At 56.8% G+C, this 22,778-nt stretch carries 21 protein-coding genes, 2 tRNA genes and 1 other RNA gene; 16 read left to right on the top strand and 8 right to left on the bottom strand.

Going from position 1 to position 22,778, the window contains the following annotated elements; translation table 11 throughout:
• Nucleotides 1-186: 186 nt before the first annotated feature.
• Entirely contained in the window at nt 187-1,131 is a 945-nt protein-coding gene (locus tag Poly59_RS06690) for an alpha/beta hydrolase (protein WP_246151446.1), read from the bottom strand.
• Nucleotides 1,132-1,532: 401 nt separating this feature from the next.
• Between Poly59_RS06690 and Poly59_RS06685 the strand changes: the two genes are divergently transcribed.
• The 3 genes from Poly59_RS06685 (at nt 1,533) to Poly59_RS06675 (ending at nt 4,454) form a co-directional block, all read left to right on the top strand.
• The gene (locus tag Poly59_RS06685; protein ID WP_146533353.1) at nt 1,533-2,873 is read left to right on the top strand and encodes a Gfo/Idh/MocA family protein; all 1,341 of its coding nucleotides are present in this window, start codon (nt 1,533-1,535) and stop codon (nt 2,871-2,873) included.
• Nucleotides 2,874-3,648: 775 nt separating this feature from the next.
• Nucleotides 3,649-4,029: a transposase gene (locus Poly59_RS06680; RefSeq protein WP_186776066.1), complete on the top strand. Its 381-nt coding sequence runs from the start codon at nt 3,649-3,651 to the stop codon at nt 4,027-4,029.
• A gap of 14 nt (nt 4,030-4,043) precedes the next feature.
• On the top strand, nt 4,044-4,454 hold the full coding sequence (locus Poly59_RS06675; RefSeq protein WP_146533351.1) for a transposase: 411 nt from the start codon (nt 4,044-4,046) through the stop codon (nt 4,452-4,454).
• 418 nt (nt 4,455-4,872) lie between these two features.
• On the opposite strand, the gene Poly59_RS06670 is transcribed toward Poly59_RS06675, so the two are convergent.
• From Poly59_RS06670 to Poly59_RS06655, 4 genes are all read right to left on the bottom strand, one after another.
• Nucleotides 4,873-5,835, bottom strand: coding sequence for an alkaline phosphatase family protein (locus tag Poly59_RS06670; protein ID WP_146533350.1), 963 nt, complete (start codon nt 5,833-5,835; stop codon nt 4,873-4,875).
• A 134-nt stretch (nt 5,836-5,969) separates the two neighbouring features.
• Nucleotides 5,970-7,772 (bottom strand): DNA polymerase III subunit gamma/tau, encoded by a 1,803-nt coding sequence (gene dnaX, locus Poly59_RS06665; RefSeq protein ID WP_146533349.1) that lies wholly within the window; start codon nt 7,770-7,772, stop codon nt 5,970-5,972.
• 68 nt (nt 7,773-7,840) lie between these two features.
• Nucleotides 7,841-7,935, bottom strand: an RNA gene (ffs, locus tag Poly59_RS06660) — signal recognition particle sRNA small type.
• Nucleotides 7,936-8,036: 101 nt separating this feature from the next.
• Nucleotides 8,037-9,866 (bottom strand): hypothetical protein, encoded by a 1,830-nt coding sequence (locus Poly59_RS06655; protein ID WP_146533348.1) that lies wholly within the window; start codon nt 9,864-9,866, stop codon nt 8,037-8,039.
• A gap of 410 nt (nt 9,867-10,276) precedes the next feature.
• Between Poly59_RS06655 and wecB the strand changes: the two genes are divergently transcribed.
• The 9 genes from wecB (at nt 10,277) to Poly59_RS06610 (ending at nt 17,041) form a co-directional block, all read left to right on the top strand.
• Nucleotides 10,277-11,446 carry a non-hydrolyzing UDP-N-acetylglucosamine 2-epimerase gene (gene wecB / locus Poly59_RS06650; protein ID WP_146533347.1) on the top strand — a complete coding sequence of 390 codons (1,170 nt, stop codon included), beginning with the start codon at nt 10,277-10,279 and terminating at the stop codon, nt 11,444-11,446.
• A 231-nt stretch (nt 11,447-11,677) separates the two neighbouring features.
• Complete coding sequence (locus tag Poly59_RS06645; RefSeq protein WP_246151445.1) at nt 11,678-12,421, top strand: polysaccharide biosynthesis/export family protein; 744 nt, start codon at nt 11,678-11,680, stop codon at nt 12,419-12,421.
• Between the two features lie 204 nt (nt 12,422-12,625).
• Complete coding sequence (locus tag Poly59_RS06640; RefSeq protein ID WP_146533346.1) at nt 12,626-12,895, top strand: DNA-directed RNA polymerase subunit alpha C-terminal domain-containing protein; 270 nt, start codon at nt 12,626-12,628, stop codon at nt 12,893-12,895.
• A gap of 18 nt (nt 12,896-12,913) precedes the next feature.
• On the top strand, nt 12,914-14,002 hold the full coding sequence (locus tag Poly59_RS06635; RefSeq protein WP_186776064.1) for a hypothetical protein: 1,089 nt from the start codon (nt 12,914-12,916) through the stop codon (nt 14,000-14,002).
• Nucleotides 13,927-14,472 (top strand): hypothetical protein, encoded by a 546-nt coding sequence (locus tag Poly59_RS06630; RefSeq protein WP_146533345.1) that lies wholly within the window; start codon nt 13,927-13,929, stop codon nt 14,470-14,472. Before Poly59_RS06635 ends, Poly59_RS06630 begins: the two co-directional genes overlap by 76 nt.
• Nucleotides 14,469-15,119, top strand: coding sequence for an ATP-binding protein (locus tag Poly59_RS06625; protein ID WP_146533344.1), 651 nt, complete (start codon nt 14,469-14,471; stop codon nt 15,117-15,119). The genes Poly59_RS06630 and Poly59_RS06625 overlap by 4 nt, the downstream gene beginning before the upstream one ends.
• A 157-nt stretch (nt 15,120-15,276) precedes the next feature.
• Nucleotides 15,277-15,888 (top strand): hypothetical protein, encoded by a 612-nt coding sequence (locus tag Poly59_RS06620; RefSeq protein WP_146533343.1) that lies wholly within the window; start codon nt 15,277-15,279, stop codon nt 15,886-15,888.
• Nucleotides 15,889-15,997: 109 nt separating this feature from the next.
• Nucleotides 15,998-16,363: an STAS domain-containing protein gene (locus Poly59_RS06615; RefSeq protein WP_146533342.1), complete on the top strand. Its 366-nt coding sequence runs from the start codon at nt 15,998-16,000 to the stop codon at nt 16,361-16,363.
• A 6-nt stretch (nt 16,364-16,369) separates the two neighbouring features.
• Nucleotides 16,370-17,041, top strand: coding sequence for a sensor histidine kinase (locus Poly59_RS06610; RefSeq protein ID WP_146533341.1), 672 nt, complete (start codon nt 16,370-16,372; stop codon nt 17,039-17,041).
• Nucleotides 17,042-17,072: 31 nt separating this feature from the next.
• On the opposite strand, the gene Poly59_RS06605 is transcribed toward Poly59_RS06610, so the two are convergent.
• Together Poly59_RS06605 and Poly59_RS06600 are read right to left on the bottom strand one after the other, a co-directional pair.
• The gene (locus tag Poly59_RS06605; protein WP_146533340.1) at nt 17,073-17,309 is read right to left on the bottom strand and encodes a hypothetical protein; all 237 of its coding nucleotides are present in this window, start codon (nt 17,307-17,309) and stop codon (nt 17,073-17,075) included.
• Nucleotides 17,310-17,463: 154 nt separating this feature from the next.
• Nucleotides 17,464-18,519: an FAD:protein FMN transferase gene (locus Poly59_RS06600; RefSeq protein WP_146533339.1), complete on the bottom strand. Its 1,056-nt coding sequence runs from the start codon at nt 18,517-18,519 to the stop codon at nt 17,464-17,466.
• A gap of 161 nt (nt 18,520-18,680) precedes the next feature.
• Between Poly59_RS06600 and Poly59_RS06595 the strand changes: the two genes are divergently transcribed.
• Nucleotides 18,681-18,769, top strand: a tRNA-Ser gene (locus Poly59_RS06595).
• A gap of 123 nt (nt 18,770-18,892) precedes the next feature.
• Nucleotides 18,893-18,966: transfer RNA gene (locus Poly59_RS06590), tRNA-Lys, on the top strand.
• A 76-nt stretch (nt 18,967-19,042) separates the two neighbouring features.
• Here the strand turns inward: Poly59_RS06590 and Poly59_RS06585 are convergent.
• Nucleotides 19,043-20,227 carry a hypothetical protein gene (locus Poly59_RS06585; RefSeq protein ID WP_146533338.1) on the bottom strand — a complete coding sequence of 395 codons (1,185 nt, stop codon included), beginning with the start codon at nt 20,225-20,227 and terminating at the stop codon, nt 19,043-19,045.
• Between the two features lie 220 nt (nt 20,228-20,447).
• On the opposite strand from Poly59_RS06585, the gene Poly59_RS06580 reads away from it, so the two are divergent.
• Both Poly59_RS06580 and argC read left to right on the top strand, forming a co-directional pair.
• Nucleotides 20,448-21,695 carry a putative sugar nucleotidyl transferase gene (locus Poly59_RS06580; RefSeq protein ID WP_146533337.1) on the top strand — a complete coding sequence of 416 codons (1,248 nt, stop codon included), beginning with the start codon at nt 20,448-20,450 and terminating at the stop codon, nt 21,693-21,695.
• A gap of 45 nt (nt 21,696-21,740) precedes the next feature.
• Nucleotides 21,741-22,754, top strand: coding sequence for an N-acetyl-gamma-glutamyl-phosphate reductase (argC, locus tag Poly59_RS06575; RefSeq protein ID WP_146533336.1), 1,014 nt, complete (start codon nt 21,741-21,743; stop codon nt 22,752-22,754).
• Nucleotides 22,755-22,778 lie beyond the last annotated feature (24 nt).

Here is a 22,778-nt window from a genome sequence, read left to right as displayed (position 1 = left end):
GAATTCTGCTCATTTCGACTGCGGCGACTTCTTGCGAGGGCGCTCGACTGATCGCAACGGGTACCAAAGAGCGTGTCACTCCGCCTTGTATCAGAATCGCAACTTCAAACCGCGTTAGCAAAGGATACGGACGGCTTATTGATTATTGATCAATGCTTGGTACGAGAGTAGGTTTGGCTCGCGTGATCAGTCGTTTGACGCGATGGCGGGAGGGTATTGCACTAGGAAATCGAGTGCCCGCTGGAAGTGATCCTTCGTAAAGAATGCTTTGCCGCCATGACCAGCCCCTTCGACGCTGATAAGACGTGCTGACAAACCAGCCTCGTTGTATAACGCCACAATCCTTTGGCTCTGGTCCATCAACACCGTTTGGTCTTCGGTGCCGTGGAAAACTAGCAGCGGTGGATCGTTCGAACTGACGTAGCTTGCGGGACTGGCCATTGATTCCATTCTCGGATCCACCTTGCCGTCACGCAGTCCGCCCAATAGTGCTAAGCTGCCCGACTCGGTCGTGTAAGCTCGTTCGGGCTGAGTCTTACCGCGAAGGATAAAGTCTGATGGTCCAAAGTAGTCGATGACGGCTTGGATGGTGGATGATTGATCGCCGTGCTCGCCAAGGTTGCCTTCCATTTCACCAATGCCGCCTGATGTACCGAGCAGTAACGCCAAGTGTCCTCCGGCGCTGCTGCCTGCGACAGCGATCCAAGACGCGTCGTAGCCGTATTGATCCTGGTGGGCGCGAAGCCATCGGATCGCGGCTTTGCAATCGTGGATTTGAGCCGGAAAGATTGCCTTGTCCGTGAACCGGTAACTGATACTGGCGACAGCGAATCCGTGCTGGGTCAAATCCGTCAGCGGACATTTTTTGCGTGATCCTGCCCGCCAACCTCCACCGTGAATCCAAACGACCAAGGCAGGTTTGGCGGAATTGTGATGGGTAGACACGCCGGTTGCTGGAACTCGTAGGTCGAGTTTCATTTCGATACCGTCAGCCGTGGCGTAGACAACGTCGCTGGTTACCTGATTTTCTGATGCCTTTGGTTCATCAGCGCCAACGCACGGGGCAATCGAGACCATCGCAACGATCGCAGATGCAAGAACTCGTTTCGACTGAGTGACGGAGAAGTACATTCGGCTTGCCAATAGCGTTTGCGGATCATGATGCCGTCACCAATCATCATTAAACCCAACACAGTGCCGGGTTGGGGAACGTAGGTGACCATTCTGAATGAGGTATTGTCGGCATGAACGACTCCACCTGCAAGCTACGGTTGGTCGAACACGTGTTCAATAAAGACTCCACGGGTGAATGAACTTGCTCCGAAAAGGTGCACCAGAATAGATGCTTCCGAGATTTTCGACGGTGATGTTCATCGTTAGTAAGGCCACAATCGTTGGCCGACGGGGCGGGGGCAGCTATTCGTCGATCAGGACGGTCGTTTTACGAATGCAGTTAGACCTAGCTTGGTCGATTAGGATGCGCGTTAGAGTAGTAGCGTTCAAATTCGCTGATCCTGGTATGGAAGATTCTTATGATCGATCTCAACCGCCGAAATTTTCTTGCTACCTCGTCGGCCACTGCTCTGGCTGCATCGCTTCCTCAGACGCGACTTCTAGCGTCGCCGAACGATCGGATGAAAGTCGGGTTCATCGGAGTCGGTGGCCGCGGACGTCGAAACCTTGAAACAATCGCGGCGACTGGGGCCGTTGATGTGGCGGCGATTTGTGATGTGCATGATCACTTTTTAATGGGCGCGGCAATCACGCATCCCGGCGCGGCCAAGTTCACCGACTTTCGGCGGTTGTATGATTCCCTGGGGGATCAGCTAGACGCGGTTGTCGTCAGCACGACCGAGCATACCCATGCGTATGCCACCATGCCTGCCTTGAAGCTTGGCAAGCATGTGTATTGCGAAAAGCCGCTGGCGTACAACATCGACGAGGTTCGCCGAGTGACCGAGGCGGCGACCAAGGCCGGCGTCGTCACACAGATGGGGACACAGATTCATGCGGGTGACAACTTCCGCCGAGTGGTCGAACTGGTTCGCAGCGGTGTAATCGGCAGTGTTAGCGAAGTTCATGTTTGGGTTGATCGCGCGTGGGGGCTTCAGTCAAAAGATGATTCCCAGCGAAACGACGATCCCATCTTCGTGCGGCAGCGGCCGAACGAGCGATTGCCAGTTCCGAAACATCTTGACTGGGACCTGTGGCTCGGTCCGGCACCCCAGCGTCCCTACCATCCTATCTACACCGGCAGCACAAACTGGTATCGGTGGTGGGATTTTGGCAATGGGACGATGTCCGATCTGGGCAGCCACTTCAACGACCTTCCATTCTGGGCGTTGCGGCTTGATGCACCCAAAACGATCGAGGCGTTCGGACCACCGCCGCATCCGGAGATCGCACCGGCGACCATGAGGGCCGTTTATCAATACGAGGCTCGGGGCGATCGTGGCCCGGTCGAACTGAATTGGTACCAGGGGGCGGTCAAACCGGACTTATGGAACGCCGGAGAGATTCCACATTGGAAAAGTGGAATACTGTTTGTTGGAAGCACGGGAATGATCCTCTCGGATTACAGCAAACACATGCTGCTGCCGGAGAACGAGTTTGCTGAATTTGTTGCTCCCGAGCCGACCATCGCAAGTTCGATCGGCCATCATGAAGAATGGGTGGCTGCGTGCCGGGGCGAAGGAACGACGGGCAGTCCGTTCAGCTATGCCGGGCCGCTGACCGAGGCGAATCATCTTGGCAACGTGGCTTATCGCGTTGGCAAAAAGATCACCTGGGATGCAAGAAATATTCGCTGCGTCGACTGTCCAGAAGCCGATCAATTCATCCGGCGTGAACCGCGAGACGGATGGAGTTTGTAGCGACGGGCTTTGCGAAGCCGCTTAGGATCGATTCACACGCCCATGATTTTCAGTCGTGGTCGTGTCTTCCATTTGCCGCGAACAAAATCGGGAAAGTCGACCGCTTGGGCGACGTCGATAAGGGGCAGGCTCGGGTTTCGCGTTTGGCGGGAAAACGATACCCGATCCTGCCCCCCCGCGAAGCGTCACCAACAACTTGTGTGGCAGCCAAACGAGGGTGCCCGATAGTCCCACGCACGATTGCTTCCACTGGCAAGCAAACGCAACGTCCGTGCCGTTCGACTCCGCCACCTTCTCGTGCTCAGTTTAGTATCCCCCATACCCATATTAAGAACCGCCCCCACCGCTCGTTTCCTCCTCCTGACAAACCCATTCCTCGTCAAGCCGAACCGTATAATCAGTCCATTCAAACAGGAAATTTTCAGTACACCCGATGTACGATGAGCTTGTATCTTCGTCCCCAAGAAGTTCGCAGTCGTAATCACCCTCTGCCGTGCACACATTGATTATGTCGACGTTTTGGTTTTCGAAATGGTATGACACCTTTCCATGCGAAAAACCTTCTGTGGCACCATTCGTGTAGTCCCAGTTCTCACCTTTTTCCAAATACGTTTCGATCCCACCGGCGCACTTCAGGCTAAATGGATCGTTCTCATCCTGTAAAGCGCAAGCTGCGAGAGTGGGGCAAGACTTAGAGCCCGTGGTCAAAACTGATGTTGGCTAATTTGGGTGAATGTGAAGAACAACGTTTTTTCACGCCACGGAGGGAATGAAGATGTCAGGTCGTTTGGTCACCGATGAACTTTGGAATGAGATCGAAGAGTTGTTTCCTGAGATGAAGCGATCGAGCAAGGGTGGACGTCCGCCAGTGGAGAACCGAACGGTGTTTACGTGCTTGGTGTTCATGTTGAAAACAGGCATCGGTTGGCGAGACCTGCCCACTGAACTTGGTGCTAGTGAGAAGACCGTTCGCAGACGACTGAAGTCGTGGACCGAACAAGGACTTTGGACAAGGATCTTCCATCAGTTGCTCACACGCCTGCGATCAGCGGGGCGGTTGGATCTAGCCGAAGTGCTCATCGATGGCGGCTTCATCAAGGCACCGTGCGGAGGCGAAAGGTCGGCCCCAACCCGACCGACCGCGGGCGTTGCGTAAGTAAACTCAATGTCATGACCAGCCAAGAAGGCTTACCGCTGGAAGTCATTGTCTCGGGAGCCAATGAGCACGATGTCAACTTCATCTTGCCATTGGTGTATCTCGGGTTGCCGCGAGTTGGCGGGCGACCGGGCCGACCACGCGAGTATCCCAACATGGTGCGTGCGGATTGTGGATACACCTCAAAAGACGTTCTGGTTGTTCTTGATGCAACTGGCATCGATGCGGAGATACCGCAGCGTGGGCAAGATGCACTGGCTGGCTTGGGCAAGCGGCGATGGCCTGTCGAGCGAGCGATCGCTTGGCTGAAGCAATTCCGTCGAGTGGGGGTGCGTCGGGATCGACTCGCCGAAACTCATGAAGCATTCGTTACACTGGCCTGTGAGATGATCGCATTCGGAAGCCTACCGAAACACGGGTTGTGACCACGGGCTCTTAGGGTTTCACGATTCCGGAAATTTTTTGAAACAAATTCTCGAAGAAGCATGGAGGGTCAAGAGGGGAAGGAGGCGTTAAGCTAGTGACCTAGCTGATTTCGACTACGACCTGTTCTCGCGGGAAGCCTGACCGATTGCATCGCATGCCAAAGCCTATCGCGATTTGCGCCCTAATCCGTCCAGGTCTCGGTGCCAATCGGGCGACTGCGATTCAAGGTCGTTCCAATCGCTCTGAGTTCTTTTTGTAGAGCGATGCCTTAATTCGCCTTAGCCAATTTGGCAAATGCGGAAATAGCCAAGACGAATGGTTCTTTGGGGCTGAATCGGGACGCGTGCACTAAGGGCACAGCGCCCCGTGCTGTCGGTCCTCTGCCCTGTCGAATATGTCCTGTGTGGCGAGCCCCGTTCAGGGATGCGTTGACTTGATCCAACCATCAACACGGCCAGCGAGTTGCCATCGGGCCGCGATTGGAACTTGCAGATGGGTTAGCGCAAGCGGGACCAAGTCGACAGTTGCCGCAACAGGCTCGCCTTTTTTGCGTTTGACTTCGTTGCCATGAACCGCTGCGTCGCCGCTAACAATCATGGGAGCGTTGAACACATTCGGGTTTGCTCGTCCACCACCGTGGCCGGTTCCTTCGCCACCATGATCGGTGCTGACTAAGAAAAGCCAGTCTTCGTTGGCGATGGTTTGGCGCTGCGTTACTGATTGCACCAGCTTGCCAACGCGGCGGTCCACATTTTCGATCGCCGCGATGTAGGCTGGCACCGAAGGGTGGAAGCCATAGCCATGTCCGGTCTCGTCAACGGATCCTAGGTAGACGAAGACCCAATCGATGTCGTCGTGTTGCAGCACCGGTTCGGCGGCAAGCGTCAACGATTGATCGGCAATTGTCCAAGCCGAGGCCGCCTTGTCTTTTGAATTTGGTGTGACGACAACATTGATGTCGGCATCCGTCGTGACGAACTGTTGCAGCGGAGTCCAGTCGAGGAATGACGCTGTGCGGAGTTCGGGTCGGATCGCTTTGGCCAAACTGAAACCATGCGGCGCTTGCTTGGCATCGCGTCCCTTGAACGTGTTATCAGTAACACCGTGGCGATCCGCCCAAGTGCCCGTCAAGAACGTGGTCCAGCCAGGTCCGCTGACCGTGTCGCTTTGTGGGACCGCTTCGGAAGTCACCCGCGTCGCAAGGGAGAGCATGCCATTGGCAGCTAATGAGTCCAAGTTCGGTGTATGGGCAGCAATAAACGCATCGCTGCGAAGTCCGTCGATGCCGATGGTTAGGACTTTCGGCTGCTTTGCACTAGCGTGGAATGTCGGGGCAAAACAACTCACGATCACCAACACGCAGAAAAAATAGCGGCTCATCGGAAAACTCTTGTTGTAAATTTGGGGAAGGACCGCGATGCAGGAATTTGACACGCTCGGCTCTTGGTGTTTGCGGAGCATCCGCCACGAAGGTCGCAAGCCTGCGCAGTCGTTTTTTGACCGCAGTCCGATCGCTACTTTGGGCGATCAACGCGGACGATTTCGGCGCCGAAAGCGTCGACGCAGGCTCGGATTAGCGGATTGGATTCGATTTCTCGCATCCGTTGCATCCGCGTCTGTTTCGGGGCACTCGTTTCGACTTTGGCCACGCGTGGTTTTAGCGGTGCCGCGTGGAATTCTAAGAATGCTTTTTCGCCGATGACTTCGCTAACCGCATCAACAAGTGCGGATCGGTTTTCCGGCGCGTCCAAGCGGCGCATCGTCAGACCCGCTTCGCCCGGGAAGACGAGTCGTAACTTTCCGGGGCCAAGGTATTCGGCGTGGTCAACTTGTCTTGCGAGCGATTGCCGGACTTCTTCGATCCGTTCGATGGCTGCCAGCCAAATCTCGTTCGCGTTCGCTGCCGACAACAGCATCGCTTGACCGGTTGGTTTGGCAAGCGTTGCGGTTGCCACCGAAGCCGGTTCTGATGCCGATGGCTCCGGTGCAGCGGGTGGTTGTGTTCCAGCGGTTTCAGGTTGCGCCGCAGTGGGAGTGGGGCTGGATGGCGGCGGGGCTGTCGCGGCCGGTGCCGTGGGCTTGGGTGGGCGCGGACTAAGGGCTAGCTTTTTTTTTTCGCCTGCCGGGCTTGGTGATCCGGCCGCGCGTGCTGCAGATGCCGAAGCGGCGGCTAGGTTTGCGATGTTTTGTAGATCTGGCAAATTGCAGATCTGGATCAACGTCGCTTCCAGCAACACCCGGCTATAAACGCTCATTCGAATCCGAACTAGCGTTTGATCGATCAAGCCGACAACGGCCAATACAGTTTGCAAGCCCCAGGCATCGCCGAGTTGTTTCAGTTCGTCGTGCAGTGAGGCAGAGGTGTGCCGCATCAGCGATGGATCGCATCCGACGGTGACTGCCATCAGGTCGCGAAAGTAGCCGAGCAATTGTTCGGCTAGTCTGCCCGCGTCGACGCCTGCATCGATGGCAGCGTCGAGTTGCTGCATCGCTTGGGCGGCATCGCGGTTGGCCATCGCGCCGGCCAGTGCGTGCAGGCGAATGTCGTCTGCAGTGCCCAGCATCGCGTGGACTTGATCGGCATCAAGCGAGCCGTCGCTGAACGCAAGCACTTGTTCCAGCAGGGACTGGCTATCTCGCATCGAACCGGCGGCTCGCCGAGCAATCAGTTCCAACGCGGCGTCGTCGGCGACGGCACCCTCGGCAGTACAGATTTCACGAAGCCGGCCGATGATCTTGGAGACTTCGACAGGGGCGAAATCGAACCGTTGGCAACGGCTCAGCACGGTGATCGGCAACTTTTCTGGATCGGTCGTGCAGAAGATGAATTTGACGTGTTCGGGGGGTTCTTCCAGCGTTTTGAGCAGCGCATTGAACGCTGCACCGGTCAGCATGTGAACTTCGTCGATGATGTAGATTTTGTAGCGGGACCGGCTAGGGCGGACGCCCACGTTGGCCCGCAGAGATCGTATTTCATCAATACCACGGTTGCTGGCACCGTCGATTTCGATCACGTCGACGTCTTCGCCCGAATCGATCGCTTGAGCGACGTCGGACGCATTGTCTGGGGTGGCGGTCGGACCAGCGGGATTGTTTAGCGCTTTGGCAAAAATCCGAGCAGAGCTAGTCTTGCCGACTCCGCGAGCACCGGTGAACAGATAGGCGTGCCCCACACGATTGGTTTCAATCGCATTCTTGAGCGCGCGTCCGACGTGGTCTTGTCCAACCAGTTCGTCAAAACCGCGAGGTCGGTATCGCCGGGCGACAACGACGTAGTCGCCATCTTTGGCGCCGTCTTTGGATGCGGGGTCGGCCATGGATGACTTGCAATTGCACGAGTTGCAGGAGCGCGTCGAAGCGGCTCGAGAGACGAAAAAACTTGCCCGTCAGAGGCGGCCCTCACACAAAGCTACACCGCTTATGGCTGCTCCAGTTAAGGCCTGACCAGGTTCACGATTCACAGTCGCAAGGACCGCCACTGACGGGCAAGTGATTCAGTGCAGTTGGCTAAAGCGCCAACCGCTTGTTCTGTCGCACATCATAGTGCGAAAAGGCGTTGATCGGGAACCACCCCGAATCGATTAACGTCGGCGTCCGCGTCCGCCGCGTCCACCACCGCCATTGCCACCGCCGCCACCTTTGTTTCGAGCGTGGTTTTCGATGTTCCCATCGACAAACGTCTTCACGGTGTCCAGCCAGGTTGGTACATCGGCACGGCGAGGTTCACTGCGCGGCGCGGGTGCGTCGTCGCGTGTACGGCCATCGGAACGCGAGCGTCCGCGGCCGGATTGTGGCTGGCTGTCGCCGTCGGAATCGGTCGAGCCAGTGTCTTCGCTGCTGCGTCCACGTCCGCCACGTCGGCGAGGCCGTCGAGCGCGAGTTTCGGTTTCACTGTCCGACTCGTCGTCGCGTTTTGGCGCGACTGAAACGTCATCATCATCATCGTCGTCGTCACTGCCGAAGGCCGATTTTGACGCAAGCGGATCTGGACGCTGACTACCCGAGTCGCGCGACGGGCGGTCCTTAGGCGATTCGGTATCCGGTGAATCGTTGGTGTTTCCTTCGCCTCCACGTCCACGTCCGCGTCCGCGTCCGCGTCGTCCGCGACGACGTGACCGAGGTCGACGTTCTTCATCGCCTTCTGACGCCGGTTCGCGGTCTGTGCCGCTGTCATCATCGTCATCGATGTCTATCGACAAGATGTCGTCATCGACATCATTATCGTCGAGGTCATCAAAGTCGCGTCGAATGCGTGCTTTGGGTGCTTCGGATGAATCGCTGCGAGAGTTTTCGGTTTGCGATTCTTCGCCGCGTCCGCCGCGCGAGCGACCTCGTCGGCGAGATCCGCCACGTGAAGTTCCCTCGCCGTCGTTGCTTTGATCGCGGTCGCTATTGCTGTTGCGGGCCGGATCGCTGCGCCGGGCTGGGCTGGCCGATGCGGATTCGTTGTCGTCCTTATCGTTGATCTTGGCAACTTCGTCTTCGGACGTCCGTTGGCGAGATCCCCGCCGACCGCGTCGTCGACGAGCCGGGCGGCCTTCGCCATCACCGTCTTGGTCGCTACGCTGAGCCGGCTTGGATTCGGTGACGTCAACGTCATCGGTATCGTCAAAATCATCGACCAATCCGGTTCCGAAACCGCTAGAGGCTTTCGATCCTGATTCTGACCGCGAACGGCCGCGAGACGAATCTGAATCGCGGCGTAGCGAGTCATCGCGATCGTCGCGTGCCGGGCGCTCTTCACGTGCCGGGCGCTCTTCGCGTGCTGGGCGATCCTCACGAGCCGAACGATCATCGCGACGTGGTCGTTCACTACGGGCCGGTCGGTCGTCACGCGCGGGGCGTTCTTGTCGTTTTGCTTGGTCATCGCCGCGGCCGATTGCTCGATCGAGTGCGGTTGGGTCTGGCTTAGCGACCGGAGCCGGGTCGTACGAAGACTCGCCCGAGGATCGTGCCGGAGCACCAAAGCCAGGCAGAATCTGCGGAGGCTCGACGGCCGTCAATGCATCAAGCACGTCATCCGCAGCAACGTCATTGTCGTCTGAAAACGCCGATGCTTTTGAAGCCGGGCGCGGTGTTGGTTCGGAATGCTTTTCCGCAACAGGTTTTTCAGCAGGCTTTGGTGTGGCAGCTTTCGGCGTTGCTGACGGAGCGTCGTCGCGGTCGTCTTTGCGGTTGAAGTGGGCGAAAATATCATCCAAGTCATCCGTGTTGTCGCTGGAGGGTTGCGACACAGACTCGGCAACCTCTGCCTGCGTTGTGACAGGCGGAGGAGTCACTTCGGGAGTCGGTTCAGACTTGGCTGCTTCCGGTTTCTTGGCTTCGGCTTTGGGGGCGGCCTTCTTTGGTGGCTCTGCCGGCCCAGGGGTTCCCAGCAGATTGGCCAGGAAGTTCCAGTGATCGGATCTCATAAATGGGTCGCTTCAGCGAATTGGGTGTGGACGGAGAGCCGCTGCGGCTTGACGGAAATCGCATCAGGGGCGATTTTTGCTGCCAAAGTCTCGCGCGGGCTCGCCAGTGGTTGGGGAAAAGCGAGTGTTTAAAGTAGTGAAAGGTGGGGAAGTGTCGCCCAGGAGCCACAAGAGGCGTCGATTTCCGATGGGGAGAATACCGCTCGAATCCGTCTGCCGCATGCAATCGCCTGACTTGGCGCCACAAATTTGAGGGTGGGCGGAGTTAGGAAAAGTTTCTCGCCGCTCGCCACCGTCGACTATAGGTATATCCGCCGATCATTCTCTCCCCAAGGCCAAGCGATGGCCGATCCGTAAAACTGACGCAAATACAGCTCGCCAATTCTTTAAATTCCTCTGAAAACGCTCCGATGACCGACTCACGACTCCCAAATCGCCCCCTTCGCCCATTAATCGTCTTTGGAACACGTCCCGAGGCCATTAAGTTGTGCCCGGTGATCTTGGAATGCCAAAAACGCCCTGAAAGCATCGATGCAATCGTTTGTTCGACCGGCCAGCACCGCGAAATGCTTGCTCAAGTGCTGGGTTACTTTGGGATCACGCCCGACATCGATCTGGGATTGATGAAGCCCGGCCAGACTCTGACGGGGCTGACCGCAGCTTGCTTGCAAGCTGTCGACGGTGTGATCGTTGATCAGAAACCCGACTGTGTCGTCGTCCAGGGTGACACGACGACGGTGATGGCAGCAGCCATGGCGGCGTTTTATCACCGGATACCGATCGTTCATGTCGAAGCTGGTTTGCGAACGGGTGATTTGACGGCTCCGTGGCCCGAAGAATTCAATCGGCGCGTCGCTGGAATCATCACTGAACTGCACTGCGCGCCGACCAATCGCAGCGCCGAAGCGTTGCGGCGGGAAGGCGTCCCCGAGGCGAATATCCGGGTGACAGGCAACACGGTCATCGACGCTCTTCTGCATACCGTCGAAAAAGAACGCAGCGACGATGCCAAGTGGCGCCAGCAGTATCCGGCGGCTACCGCCGACTCGGTTGTATTGGTCACCGGGCACCGACGCGAAAACTTTGGCCCTGGGCTGGCGTCGATTCTGGATGCGGTCGCTGAACTGGCCCGGTTGCATCCCGAAACTCAGTTCATCTATCCCGTTCACCTGAACCCGAACGTCAAGGGGCCCGTCCACGAGCGTTTGGCTGGTTTAGAAAACGTTCATTTGGTGCCACCAGCCGACTATCCGCAATTCGTGTGGTTGATGGACCGTGCCAGCGTCGTGTTGACGGATTCCGGCGGCGTCCAGGAAGAAGCCCCGTCGCTGGGGAACGCCGTGCTGGTGACTCGCGATAAAACCGAACGCCCCGAAGCCGTGGACGCCGGATTGGCGGAACTGGTTGGCACGAATCGCGAATTGATTGTCCGCCGGGTCAGCGAATCGCTAGCAGCTGTTGACGGGCAGTCTCGCGATGGCAAGAAGTCCAGGGTCGTCGAAAATCCGTACGGTGACGGCAAGTCGTCGTCCCGGATCGTTGACTGGATGTTGGAAAGGTGGCCGGGCCAGCAGGGCTGATTCGGTCGCCGAGGCCTTTGCGGCAGTGGCTGAGCGTCGGGCGCGTCAAGATTTGCCGGTTGTGCCGGTTCTTTGCATCGTTCGGGTTCTTACGGTCGTTCGGGTTTTCGCAGTCGTGCCGGTCCTGTCGCGCGAACCGATCATGTTGTGACGGGTGAAGCGATCGTGCCGAATTATCCGGTAGTTCGGATGATCGGTTCGCGGCTCTCGACAATGTGGATTCTTGTGACGATGCCTTCAAATGCACTCAGTCCTGATGGACTACGTCGCTTCGTGATGGTGGGGCTGTTGGCTGGTGTGACGCTGTCGTCAACCGGATGCAGCAGTTTGGGGCTGTCGGCGATCGCAACTGGGCATCTCTTGATCGAGCCCGTCGTAAAGCAGCAGTCCGAAAATCAGCAAACAGCGGATCGGCCATCAGGCATGCCGAACAGATCCGAGCCCGCCGGCCGATATTACGTATTGGGCGAAGTCAATTCGCCGGGCAGCTTTCCGTTGGACGAGCGTTCGACGGTGCTCGACGGCATCTCTGCCGCAGGCGGTCTGACCGGTGCTGGGTCGACCTGCGAGATTCATTTGACCCGGTCGGAATCGCCTGAATCGGTGTCAGCCGAATCGGCCCGCGTGAAGCTGCCGATTTGTTACCGAGAGATCGCTCAGTCGGGTGACTCGTCGACGAACTATGAGCTTCAGCCGGGTGACCGAATCTACGTGACGTCTCGACCGTCTGGTCAGGCAAATCAGTTCAATCGCGAAGGCTCTGCTGGCTTACAGAATAAGCGGCAAATCGAACTGACTGATTTGTTTGAAGCCGACACACATGATTCGGCAGAGCCAATCGCCGAGCCACGTCGCATGCCGGAATCGGTGGACTTGGTTGTCTCACTGGAGCGTGCGGAACAAGCGTCCGTTAGCCACACTTCCCAGGCGACCAGTCGGTTCCAGCCAATGTGGGTCACGCCGGCTGGTCAGTAGTGATTTGATAGCAAACTTGCGGCAAAAAACTTTGCTTTCTGAGTGACACGGCGGCTTTCTTCGCTGTCGCGTATCTTCTACATTCGGCGTATCTGGAAAACGCAGGCAAGGAAGCACGCAGGCCGCGGGACGCAAGTCACAGGGCGGCGGTTCTTTCATGCCCGTTTGTATCATCGGTCGATCCATCACAAAAGGGAGTTTGGCATGACCCGCATTCCGCTGAGCCGCGTTGAAGAAGAGTCGCGTTTGCGTAGCGAACGTTTGGATTTAAGCATCGCCGAAATGGAGTTGTCCGTTCGGACCACCAATTGTCTCGAAGAGACCGGCATTTTGACAGTTCGCGATTTGCTCAACGCGACACCTCGCCGTTTGCTGTCGATCAGCAACTTTGGCGAAAAGACACTCGACGAAGTTTATGCCGCTCTCGAGTCGCTCGGCTTCTATCGCCCCGGTCGCCAAGCGGCACGGGTCTAAAGGCCAAAGTTCTAAAGCATGCCCCGTTTTCCGCGATCGTGGATACCGACGCCCTGGAGTAAAAAACGGGGCAAGCGGCGACTGAGTAACGACGCGAGCGGTGTTGCCGGCGAAGCCGTCTTTTACATGCTGTTGTTCTTAACCGGCGTCTTTGGATTGACGCTGGTGTTGATCAATCGGTTTGCGCCGATGAGTGTCGCCAATGTGCCAACCGAAGCGTTCTCGACCAGTTTGAGCACGTGGATTTTTGGGATCCTTTCGTTGGCGTCGCTGTTGACGGGCATCGGTGGTCTGATCTTTCGCTTGATGCGATTCGGGGCCAGCAGCGAGCGCCGAAGCAATATTTTCACCCGTACCAAGGCGCTCGAAAAAGGCGCTATCGACTTGATCGGCCAGTCGCCAGACGGCGGCACAAAGTTGCCCAGTGTGCCGGGGGTTCGTTCCATGAACGACAGTCCCGGTGAACGGCTGACGTACCGATTGTCGTCCGAGACACCCGAATCGGGCGTCATCGGTCCAGCGACATTGGCGCTATTGTGGAACACCGTTTGGTTCGTGCTGTTGGCCGTGGTTGTGTCCGGGTTTTGGTACGGGCGGCCACGCTGGATCGTTGCAACTTTGCTGGTTCCCTTTGCGGTGATCGGTGTTTGGGCGATCAAGTACTTTCTGGCCCAGCTTCGCCAGAATGCCGGGGTCGGCTCTACAATCGTTGAAATCAGCCACCATCCGCTGACGCCGGGCGACAAGCTGGATGTGTACGTGTCGCAGATGGGTCGTTTGAAGCTGAAACGCCTGAGTGTCCACCTGACTTGCGAAGAAGAGACTTTTTACCGCCAAGGCACTGATGTTCGCGTCGATCGCTATGAATCTTTTAGTCAAGTTCTGTGTAAAGAACGCGAAGTACGCGTTGACCCAATGGTGCCTTGGGAGCAACAATTAGCCGTTGAGTTGCCTGCTGGCGTGATGCATTCGTTTGTGGGTACCCACAATGCCATCCGCTGGAAAATTGTTGTTCGTGGAGAATCTCGTCCGTGGCCATCGTTCTGCCGAAGTTTCCCCGTCGTCGTTCACCCGCCGGGTCTGCCTGTGAAACGCAGCCCGCGCTGAACATCTCGCTTTGCCGCGAGGATGGGGTTTATCAAGCTGGTGGAGAGTTGGTTGCAAAATGGCGAGTTCGCCGTATTTCGGTCGACGATCTGCAAAGTATCGAAGTGTCCGTCCTGTGGCACACCGAAGGTAAGGGCGACGAAGATCTGCACGTGCATCATTTTTACCGTATTGTCGAAAGCCAGATTCGTCGCATGGGGTTGGCGGACGAGCAATCGATTCGTTGTGTCCTGCCAGCCTCGCCGCTTAGCTACCACGGCCATCTGATCACGGTGCGTTGGTGTATCCGAATGCGGTTGTTTCTGAGCGATGGTCGCAAAATCATGGCGGAACAGCCGTTCAATTTGGTCTCGCCTGTTGTTGAAGATCAGAGTGGTCCGCTGTCGGTAGTTTCACCTCGCAAGCGTGACTTGAATTCAAAGGCGAATGACAGCGCTGACGAAGATGCTGCGGTGATGCTGGGGTCGTGATTTCGACCGTCGCGGATGCTGCGGTGTCCAACCCGTTTTGTACTCGGTTCGTTCGCCCCGGTGCGATTCCCTATCGATTTAGCATCGGCGACGAACGTGCCCAACTGGATGCGATCGTCGATCGACTAGGGCAATCTAGGTGTGGCTTGATTGTCGGTCCGCATGGCACAGGCAAGAGTACGTTGGTGGCGGAAGTCGTGCGTCGGTTCGAATCAGAGCGAGTTGCCGTTGCTCCGCTGCAATTGTGTGTCTCGCCGTCGATGACATTTCTTTCGCGGATTCGGTACCGCTACACGGCGGCGCGGCGGGTGCGGCAAGCTCAAGTCTCGCTTGCCAGTGGCGGACTGCTGGTTGTGGATGGGGCCGAGCAATTAAGTCGATGGGCGTGGTGCGGCTTGTTGAGGTCGGCAAGGCGTCGCAATCAAATCATGTTGGCAACCAGTCACCATGATTTTCCAGGCGCAACTACCCTACACCGCACTGGTAACAGTCGCTCGTTGATCCAGGAACTTACCGAATCGTTGATAGCCGATTCGTCTGACGAGATTGCTGACCGTGTCAGCGCAGAACTGTCGCGTCGCCAGCTAAGCAAGTCCACCAACGTGCGAGACCTGTGGTTCGACTTGTACGATGTCGTACAGTCCTAGGCGTGCGTTTCTAGCCCTTTGGTTTCTGGATGCGCGGCGGGACCATTTCGTGTAACCTCTATCGCCACCTGGGCGGGCTTTTCGATCGCCACCTGGGCATACGGGGCACCTGCATGTACCGCGTTCTACACAACTCACTAATTTAGGAACCTGCCTCGTGGCTGCTCGTTTGTCTGTCGTAATGGTGCATGCTGCTCCGCCCACTGCCGCTGGCAAGCGTGTCTCCGAGCGGTTGGTGGGTGAGTTGATTGGTCGTCCAGGAATGGATTTGGCTTTGGTTGGGGCACTTGACGACCTGTCACCGGATTCGACCGACCGCTTGACGCTCGAGTCGTTGACGGGTGACGCGGTCGTGATGGCTTGGCGGCCGGTGGCGGAAACCATGGCAGATTTACTGGCGATCGGTATCACTGGCGTTCGGGCGCTGCACGCAGGGGATCCGGGCGGAGTTTCGGCGCAGGCAGGCCAACGACGTATTTACGGATTTGATCTCAGCAATTTCATCGCTGCCGAACCTGTCCTGCAGATCCTGCAGGGGATGTTGCGTTCTTCGGGCGTAAAAACGTTCTCGATTGGGTCACTCGGAACGACCGGAGCGAACCATTCGGGCGGGGGGATTCCTTCGGACGCGGCAACCGAGTCGGCGGGACATGATTCTAGTTTGGCGGCTTCATCGTCAGAAAAGCCGCTTCCCAGGTCCTTTCCCGCTAAGGCGGGCGGGATGGATCTGGACGACCTTTTGGACCAGCTCGATGAATCAGATCGCTAGTCATTTTTTCTGGCGAATTGCTTTGCCGGTGTGCGGGTGATAATGTGTAGCGACCCGAGCGGGATGGAAGAGCCGTCCCGATCCAGAAGTATTCAACGGAAGACATGCCATGGCCGCCATTACCACCCAGAACGCAAGCGAGATCTTGGTTGTTGGATTCACCGATAGCAAGATTCTTGATAGCCAACGAATCGAACAAGTTGGGCGCGAACTGCAAGAAGTCGTGCCTCAGGCGATCCACAAGAAATTGCTGCTAAACTTTCGCGGCGTTTCCTTCATGTCGTCAGCAATGATCACCAAACTGGTCATGCTGAACAAAGGCTGCAAGGCGCAGGGGGTCAACCTGAAGTTTTGCGAAGTGTCGCCTAACGTGATGGAAGTCTTCAAAATTACGAAGCTGAACAAGCTGTTCGACATCCAGGAAGGCGAAGAAAAGGCGCTGGCCAGCTTCGACAAAAAAGGATGGTTCGGTTAATCGCCGATGTTGGAAGACTCGGACGCGACTGAACCGGCGGCAAGCATTGTCACCGCAAGCGAAATAATCGAGGCGGACCGAGCAAGTATCGCTGGCGAGATCCACGATGCGTTGGTGCCTTATCTGTTTGCGGCATCAGCAAGCATTGGCCGGCTGAAGGCTGAAATCGACGCGCCCGCCGATTCGCCATCCGCGAAACGAATCGACCAGCTAGCTGAACTGGTTGATCAAGCGATGGCCGTCAGTCGCCAAATCTTGACGTCGACGTATCCGCCGGAACTCGTCGGTACCCTTTGGGCACGAGCCGCCCGCGACACGCTAGGTCGGCTTTTTGGCGATTCGAGCGTCACGGTTGACTGGCAATTGTCGGCCGATGTGAACGAAGTTACTGAGCCGGTTGCGGTGGTTTGTTACCGAATCGTCATCGAGGCAGTTAGGAACGCGATCCGCCATGGCAAAGCCACTCGCGTTGAAGTCGTTGGTCGATCATTTGCTGGCCATCATGTCATCACCGTCGCCGACGACGGCTGCGGTTTTGACACTGAGGCCGTTCCGTCAGGCCATTTCGGCATCAAGTCGATGCGAGGCCGCGCCCAAATTATCGGTGCAAAGCTCGAGATCGAGTCCGCGCCCGGCGAATCGACCGTCGTTCGTTTGCAGGTCCCGAGCCACGTCTGACATGGCCACGTTTGACACGGCCGCGGCTGGCTTAGGCCTTGGCTGGGTTCATGTCTTTCAGGGTTTTGCCGAGTCGTTTGCGGCCAGCGGTGCTTGCCGGCACTCGTTTCGCCGATTTCGTCGGTTCGGTCTTCAGCAAGGCTGCAACGTTCGGATGCAGTTCGTCCGAGTTGGCCGGAGTGCCGATTTCCTCGATCGCATCGCTGACACCCAGCAATACTGATTGGCGGACTCCGTCACGAAGCCATTCAAAAAAGTTAACGCTCATAGTCAACCGAATCTCTTGAGTTGTTGGATTGGTGCTGGCTGCAAGTCGCAGGCCATCGTCAATCCGCTTGTAGCCATCTGGTTGGCGGCAAGTCCAGACCGATCTGGAATCGGCAATCCACGCCTGCGGAACCAGCGACGCAGCCTTGCATGATCTAGCCGTCGGATTCGCTTTCCGCGGGCGGGTCAATCCAGTCAATCTGTCCAACCGTGGACACGTCGACCTCGTCTTGCCGTCGGCCGGTGGCTGCCAGGATCATCGGGCACTGGATCCAGGGTTCGGTGATTTCGCCGATTGCATGGCTGCCCATGACGAATAACCCCGTCGCCGCCGCGTCGGCGTCGGCTGCCGACTCCATCAAAATGGTCAACGAGGCTAGATCGCCGGCCGGATAGCCCGTTCGGGGATCGATCACGTGTCCAAATCGGCGGCCCTGGTGGTGAAAAAACTGTTTTCCCGAGCCACTTGTCGCAAGTGCTCGGTCTTTTAGGTAGAGGCCGCATAATCGCCGTTTGGGTTTCGTCGGATGAGCAATCCCGACGGCCCAGCCTCGGCCAGAGTCGTGGTCCTGGTCGCCAGCCGCGATCAGGCTGCTGTTTCCGCCATGGATTAAGAAATCGGCGACGCCAGACTTTTTCAGATGGGCGGCCAGTCGGTCCAAGGCGTCGCCCTTGCCGATCGCGCCCAGGTTGATCGTCATTCCAGCAGTCGCAAGTTGGGCCGTTTGGTTGTGAGGGTCCAGCAGTATTTTGTTAAATCCGACCAAATCGCGAGCTGTCTGGATTTCTTCTGCCGTCGGTTTGCTGCCGTTTCGGCGTGTGAATCCCCATGCCTCAACCAGGGGGCCTGCGGTGATGTCGAACGCGCCAGACGTTCGCTGGCTCCACAAAATCGACTTTTCCAGCAATCGGAATGTCGCACCGGACATCTTTACGGGCTTGAAAGCACCGTCGCGGTTTAGCCGCGAAACTTCGCCGTTGGCTTTGTAGATCGTTAGCGAAGCCTCGATTGAATCAAGCATCTCAAGTGCCTCGAGCACGACTTCGACGCCATCGGCGGCATGCTCAGGCAGCATGACCACGAAATCCGTTGCCATCGCGCGGTGGGAGACGTGAGTCAGCAGGGATTCGCGACCCGAAGTGCTGGCGGACCGGGGCAATGGACGAGAACTTTTCAGCGGACCAGAAGTGTCTTGGGGATCGGATTTCATAACGCTAATCATATCCTCCGATGGCCCGAACCTTTGGTGACCAGACGCCTCTAAAAAAAGGAGTTCGTTTTCCGGTTTGAGTGTGGGTTGCGTGAAGTTCGCGGATCTTGCACAATCTGGAAATCTGAGAGTCAAACGGACGTTGAATGTCCAGTTCGTTGGGAGTGGTGGCTGAGTGGTCGAAAGCGCCGGATTGCTAATTCGGTGAACCGGGTAACTGGTTCCGCAGGTTCGAATCCTGTCCGCTCCGTTTGACAAAAAAGAAACGCACCCGGAGGTGTCTCGCGTGGATTGCCCAAGTTGGCGATGCCCGCGAAGTTACTTCCGGGTTGTTTTTTCGGTATCAAGCGCACTCGTGCGGTTTGTGCCTACCGAGGGCGTAGCTCAGTTGGTTAGAGCATTCGACTTTTAATCGAATGGTCCTGGGTTCGAGTCCCAGCGCCCTCACTTCTTTTTTTTTCCGCCAGCCTTGATCGAAGGCCAGGCGGTCGGACTGTTTGGTGCATCTCCTGCACGTCATCCATCAGGGGTTGATCAAACTGGTTGCGATTTCATGAGCCGCTTGGCGGGAAGTTTCGTCGCCGAACCCCAGGCTGTGATCCCGATAAACAAAGAGCTGGTCGGCCTGCAATTCTGCAAACCCCACGTCGCGCGGATCAATTCCTCGATCTCGAAGCAGCAGTGCGATCGCGACGTCGCGGACTTGGGTGCGGATTTTGGTCACCCGATTATTCACCGTTTGCCAAACATGTGCGGTGCGTTGATCGGCTAAACGGCGGCGCAGTTGGATTTCTAAGTCCTTGGGGGCAATGCGGGTTGGCCCTAAAACTGATGCGGTCAGCATTGCGGTGACTTCGGCGGACGCCGACGATGTCGAATCCGCTAAGGTCCGTTCGCACAACCAAGTTGCTTGTTCGACACACGCGTATCTCATCGCGATGATCAAGTGCGTTCGAGCCGTCGGTGCACTGCTTTGGCATTCGATCCAGCGACCGATCAGTCGCTGCAATCCGGTTTGCTGGTCGCTATTACAGTTCGGCCCCATCGACGGATTGCTCAGCGACATGGTGATGCGGGACGACAGCGGTCGATGTTTACGGCCAGCATCTTCGATATCCATCCAAATCAGCATCGCCCAACGCAATTCGTCGTCCGGCGATATTTGGTACGGATCCCAGTTGGGCCGAGTCCACTGACCAACGGCTGTCGACAGTCGCTCGCGATTGCCGATTCCTTTGGAAAACGTCTCGGTCAGATCCGCGAATAGGTCTCGCGAAATTTGGTCATCGCCGATCAACGACGAAAACGAGTCCCAACCGACCAAGTCAATCTGATCGGGCGCCGTGCGAAGATTCTTGAGGCGGTGGATTTGTCGTTCAAGTTGGATATGGTCAGCGCGGCGCAGGATGTCTTGGCAAGCCAGGCGAATTTCTGTGACGGGATTCGTCAACCCGTTCCGTACCGCCTCGCTAGCGTTGGTCGCTTCGTCGCGGGACAAGAGACCGGCTTCGTCACCGGACACGATCGTGGCGATCAAGCTTTGCGATGCGGATTCGCGAGCGTGAAATGAATCCGCACCCAATTGGTCGACCCATTGTCTTGGATGCGCGTCAGCGCCAATGGCGTCTCGGCTGTCGGCCGGTATCGCTAGGACTAGCCCAGCGAAAATCGCTGTTTTCGTGGCAAGTGGTAAGTGAAAATGGGCCATGTTGGTAGATGAGAATGGCAGAGTAGAGCCGGAAGGAAGACGGCCGGATTTGCTCGATGCTAATTGCAAGTGACCGCAATCTCCTGCTTGCCCGGCTGGGTTGGGGGCAGAGACTTCTGCGCCGAAACGGTTAAGCTGTACAACCGATACAGCCGGATGCGAAATCGCTGGCTGGAACACTCTGTCGCTTGTCCGATGCCAGCTTTTTCGTTAGTTCGCCATGCAAATCATTTGTTTCGAAGACGATCGCGTCGATCAACTTCGTCCCATCGCCATCGCGCGTCCCGCCTACGCCATCACGTCGGCGTCATTTTGCTTGGTCGACTGGCTCAAGCGACTGCCTGGCAAGCTGACCGGTTCGGTACGACCGTACTTGCAAGTCATCCAGCAACTCGATCACGGGATCGATCGGGTGCCTGACACGATCGACGATGCCGATGGAGTTCTGTTGGTCAATGCGCGAGTCATGCCGACGGTCGAGCAAGAAAAAACACTCGGCGAATTAGTCAAGCTTGGTCGGTCTGGTATCGTCGTCGATGGCGAAGACGGATCCATTTTGGCGGCACGAATGACCGCAGCGGACGTCGCGTCCGTCGACGCTGATGAAACCTATTCGTTGATAGAACGTTTGCTCGCCAAAGCTGGTCAACTTGATCGTTTGGAACACAAGCTTGCTGCATTCTGTTGGCCGCATGATATCATCGCTTGCCACATGAAAGAGATGGCGACATCGATGAATCGGCGACTGGAATTAGGCCGTTACACTGAAACATCGGACGGTGTGTTCGTCGGCCAAGGCGTTCAGATTGGCCAGTACGCGGCAGTCGACACCTCCGCGGGCCCCATCATCTTCGAAGACAATGTCAAAGTTGGTCCGTTCTGCTATCTGTCGGGGCCCGTTCACGCTGGCGCGGGAACTCGAGTGATCGAGCATTCGGCGCTCAAAGACGGTGTTTCGCTGGGGCACACGACAAAGATTGGTGGCGAAGTCGAAGCGTCCGTGATCGAGCCGTACACCAACAAACAACACCATGGTTTCTTGGGGCACAGTTACCTGGGCAGTTGGATCAATCTGGGGGCGGGTACGTGCAATAGCGATCTAAAAAACACCTACGGCAAAATCAACATCACCTACGGGGATCGAAAGACCGCGACGGGAATGCAGTTTCTGGGTTGCTTCGTCGGTGATTATTCCAAGACTGCGATCAACACAAGCATCTTCACCGGAAAAGTGATCGGTGTTTGCAGCATGATGTACGGGTTTGTCACTTCCAATGTGCCAAGCTATGTGAACTACGCACGCTTGTTCGGCCAAACATCACTGTTGCCTGCCGACGTGATGATCAACACCCAAAAGCGAATGTTTTCGCGGCGAAAAGTTGAGCAGCGAGATTGTGACAAACAACTGATTCGCGACATGTACGACTTGACCGCAGACGAACGTTCGGCGGATCCAGACATTCTGTAGTGATGGTTTCGACGACATTGACCTGAAAATCCTTTTTTTAAAACCATGACAAAAATCAAAGTAGGCATCGCCGGCGCAACCGGATACACGGCTCTGGAAGTCGCTCGACTATTGATGGCCCACCCCGAAGCCGAAGTGGTTGCCGCAACCAGTCGTGCCGAAGACGGCAACACTCTTGCCGAAGTTCACCCGTCGTTGGCGGGACGTTGTGACGTGCCGATCGAGAATTTGGACGCGAAAACGATTGCGGGCAAGTGTGACGTCGTGATGTGTTGTCTGCCGCACGGCGCATCGGCCGAAACGGTCCACGCGTTGGTCCAGCATGATGTTCGAGTGATCGACTTTAGCGCCGACTTTCGCTTGTCGTCGCTTGAGGTGTATGAAAAATGGTACGGCGTCAAGCATCCCTGGCCCGAACGAGTCGGCAAGACGGTCTACGGGATGCCCGAATTTTTTGCCGATGAGATTGCGACGGCGGACGTCGTCGCCAACCCCGGTTGCTATCCAACGTCCGCGATCTTGCCGCTTTCGCCGCTGGTCAAGTCGGGACTGATTGAAACCACCGACATCATTGTGGATTCAAAGAGTGGCGTTAGCGGTGCTGGTCGCAGCGCAAAGGTTGCGACGCTGTACTGCGAAACGAACGAGTCGATTGCTGCCTATGCCGTTGGCAGCCATCGCCATGGACCGGAAATCAACGACTTGGTCAGCCGCATCGCCGGTGCTCCGGTGCAGACGTTGTTCACGCCTCACTTGACCCCCATGGATCGTGGCATTCTGTCGACGATCTATGTTCGCAAAAACGGTCACTCGGTCGATGAAATGATGCAGTGTCTGCGTGATCAGTACGCGGGCAGCCCGTTCGTGAATGTCGTCGATCACTTGCCCGCCACGAAGCATGTTGCCGGTACAAACTATGTCCAAATGACGGTGCGAGATTGCGGTGATCGGGCAGTGTTGGTGTGTGTGATCGACAACCTAGCCAAGGGGGCCAGCGGTGCGGCGATCCAAAACATGAACGTCATGTTTGGCAAGCCCGAAACGATGGGACTTGCTTAGCAGGACCTTTTGTTGATTCGTTCA

Source organism: Rubripirellula reticaptiva (assembly GCF_007860175.1).
GTDB classification, from domain to species: Bacteria; Planctomycetota; Planctomycetia; order Pirellulales; family Pirellulaceae; genus Rubripirellula; species Rubripirellula reticaptiva.
This window is presented reverse-complemented; position numbering and strand designations above follow the sequence as displayed.

Coding starts and splice junctions, on each gene's coding strand:
- Poly59_RS06670 (WP_146533350.1), bottom strand. CDS start 5,835: ATGAGCCGCTATTTTTTCTGCGTGTTGGTGATCGTGAGTTGTTTTGCC.
- Poly59_RS06685 (WP_146533353.1), top strand. CDS start 1,533: ATGATCGATCTCAACCGCCGAAATTTTCTTGCTACCTCGTCGGCCACT.
- Poly59_RS06585 (WP_146533338.1), bottom strand. CDS start 20,227: ATGGCCCATTTTCACTTACCACTTGCCACGAAAACAGCGATTTTCGCT.
- Poly59_RS06640 (WP_146533346.1), top strand. CDS start 12,626: ATGACCCGCATTCCGCTGAGCCGCGTTGAAGAAGAGTCGCGTTTGCGT.
- Poly59_RS06645 (WP_246151445.1), top strand. CDS start 11,678: ATGCCTTCAAATGCACTCAGTCCTGATGGACTACGTCGCTTCGTGATG.
- Poly59_RS06690 (WP_246151446.1), bottom strand. CDS start 1,131: ATGTACTTCTCCGTCACTCAGTCGAAACGAGTTCTTGCATCTGCGATC.
- Poly59_RS06600 (WP_146533339.1), bottom strand. CDS start 18,519: ATGAAATCCGATCCCCAAGACACTTCTGGTCCGCTGAAAAGTTCTCGT.
- wecB (WP_146533347.1), top strand. CDS start 10,277: ATGACCGACTCACGACTCCCAAATCGCCCCCTTCGCCCATTAATCGTC.
- Poly59_RS06580 (WP_146533337.1), top strand. CDS start 20,448: ATGCAAATCATTTGTTTCGAAGACGATCGCGTCGATCAACTTCGTCCC.
- dnaX (WP_146533349.1), bottom strand. CDS start 7,772: ATGGCCGACCCCGCATCCAAAGACGGCGCCAAAGATGGCGACTACGTC.
- Poly59_RS06675 (WP_146533351.1), top strand. CDS start 4,044: ATGACCAGCCAAGAAGGCTTACCGCTGGAAGTCATTGTCTCGGGAGCC.
- Poly59_RS06680 (WP_186776066.1), top strand. CDS start 3,649: ATGTCAGGTCGTTTGGTCACCGATGAACTTTGGAATGAGATCGAAGAG.
- Poly59_RS06615 (WP_146533342.1), top strand. CDS start 15,998: ATGGCCGCCATTACCACCCAGAACGCAAGCGAGATCTTGGTTGTTGGA.
- Poly59_RS06605 (WP_146533340.1), bottom strand. CDS start 17,309: ATGAGCGTTAACTTTTTTGAATGGCTTCGTGACGGAGTCCGCCAATCA.
- Poly59_RS06655 (WP_146533348.1), bottom strand. CDS start 9,866: ATGAGATCCGATCACTGGAACTTCCTGGCCAATCTGCTGGGAACCCCT.
- Poly59_RS06610 (WP_146533341.1), top strand. CDS start 16,370: ATGTTGGAAGACTCGGACGCGACTGAACCGGCGGCAAGCATTGTCACC.
- Poly59_RS06635 (WP_186776064.1), top strand. CDS start 12,914: ATGCCCCGTTTTCCGCGATCGTGGATACCGACGCCCTGGAGTAAAAAA.
- argC (WP_146533336.1), top strand. CDS start 21,741: ATGACAAAAATCAAAGTAGGCATCGCCGGCGCAACCGGATACACGGCT.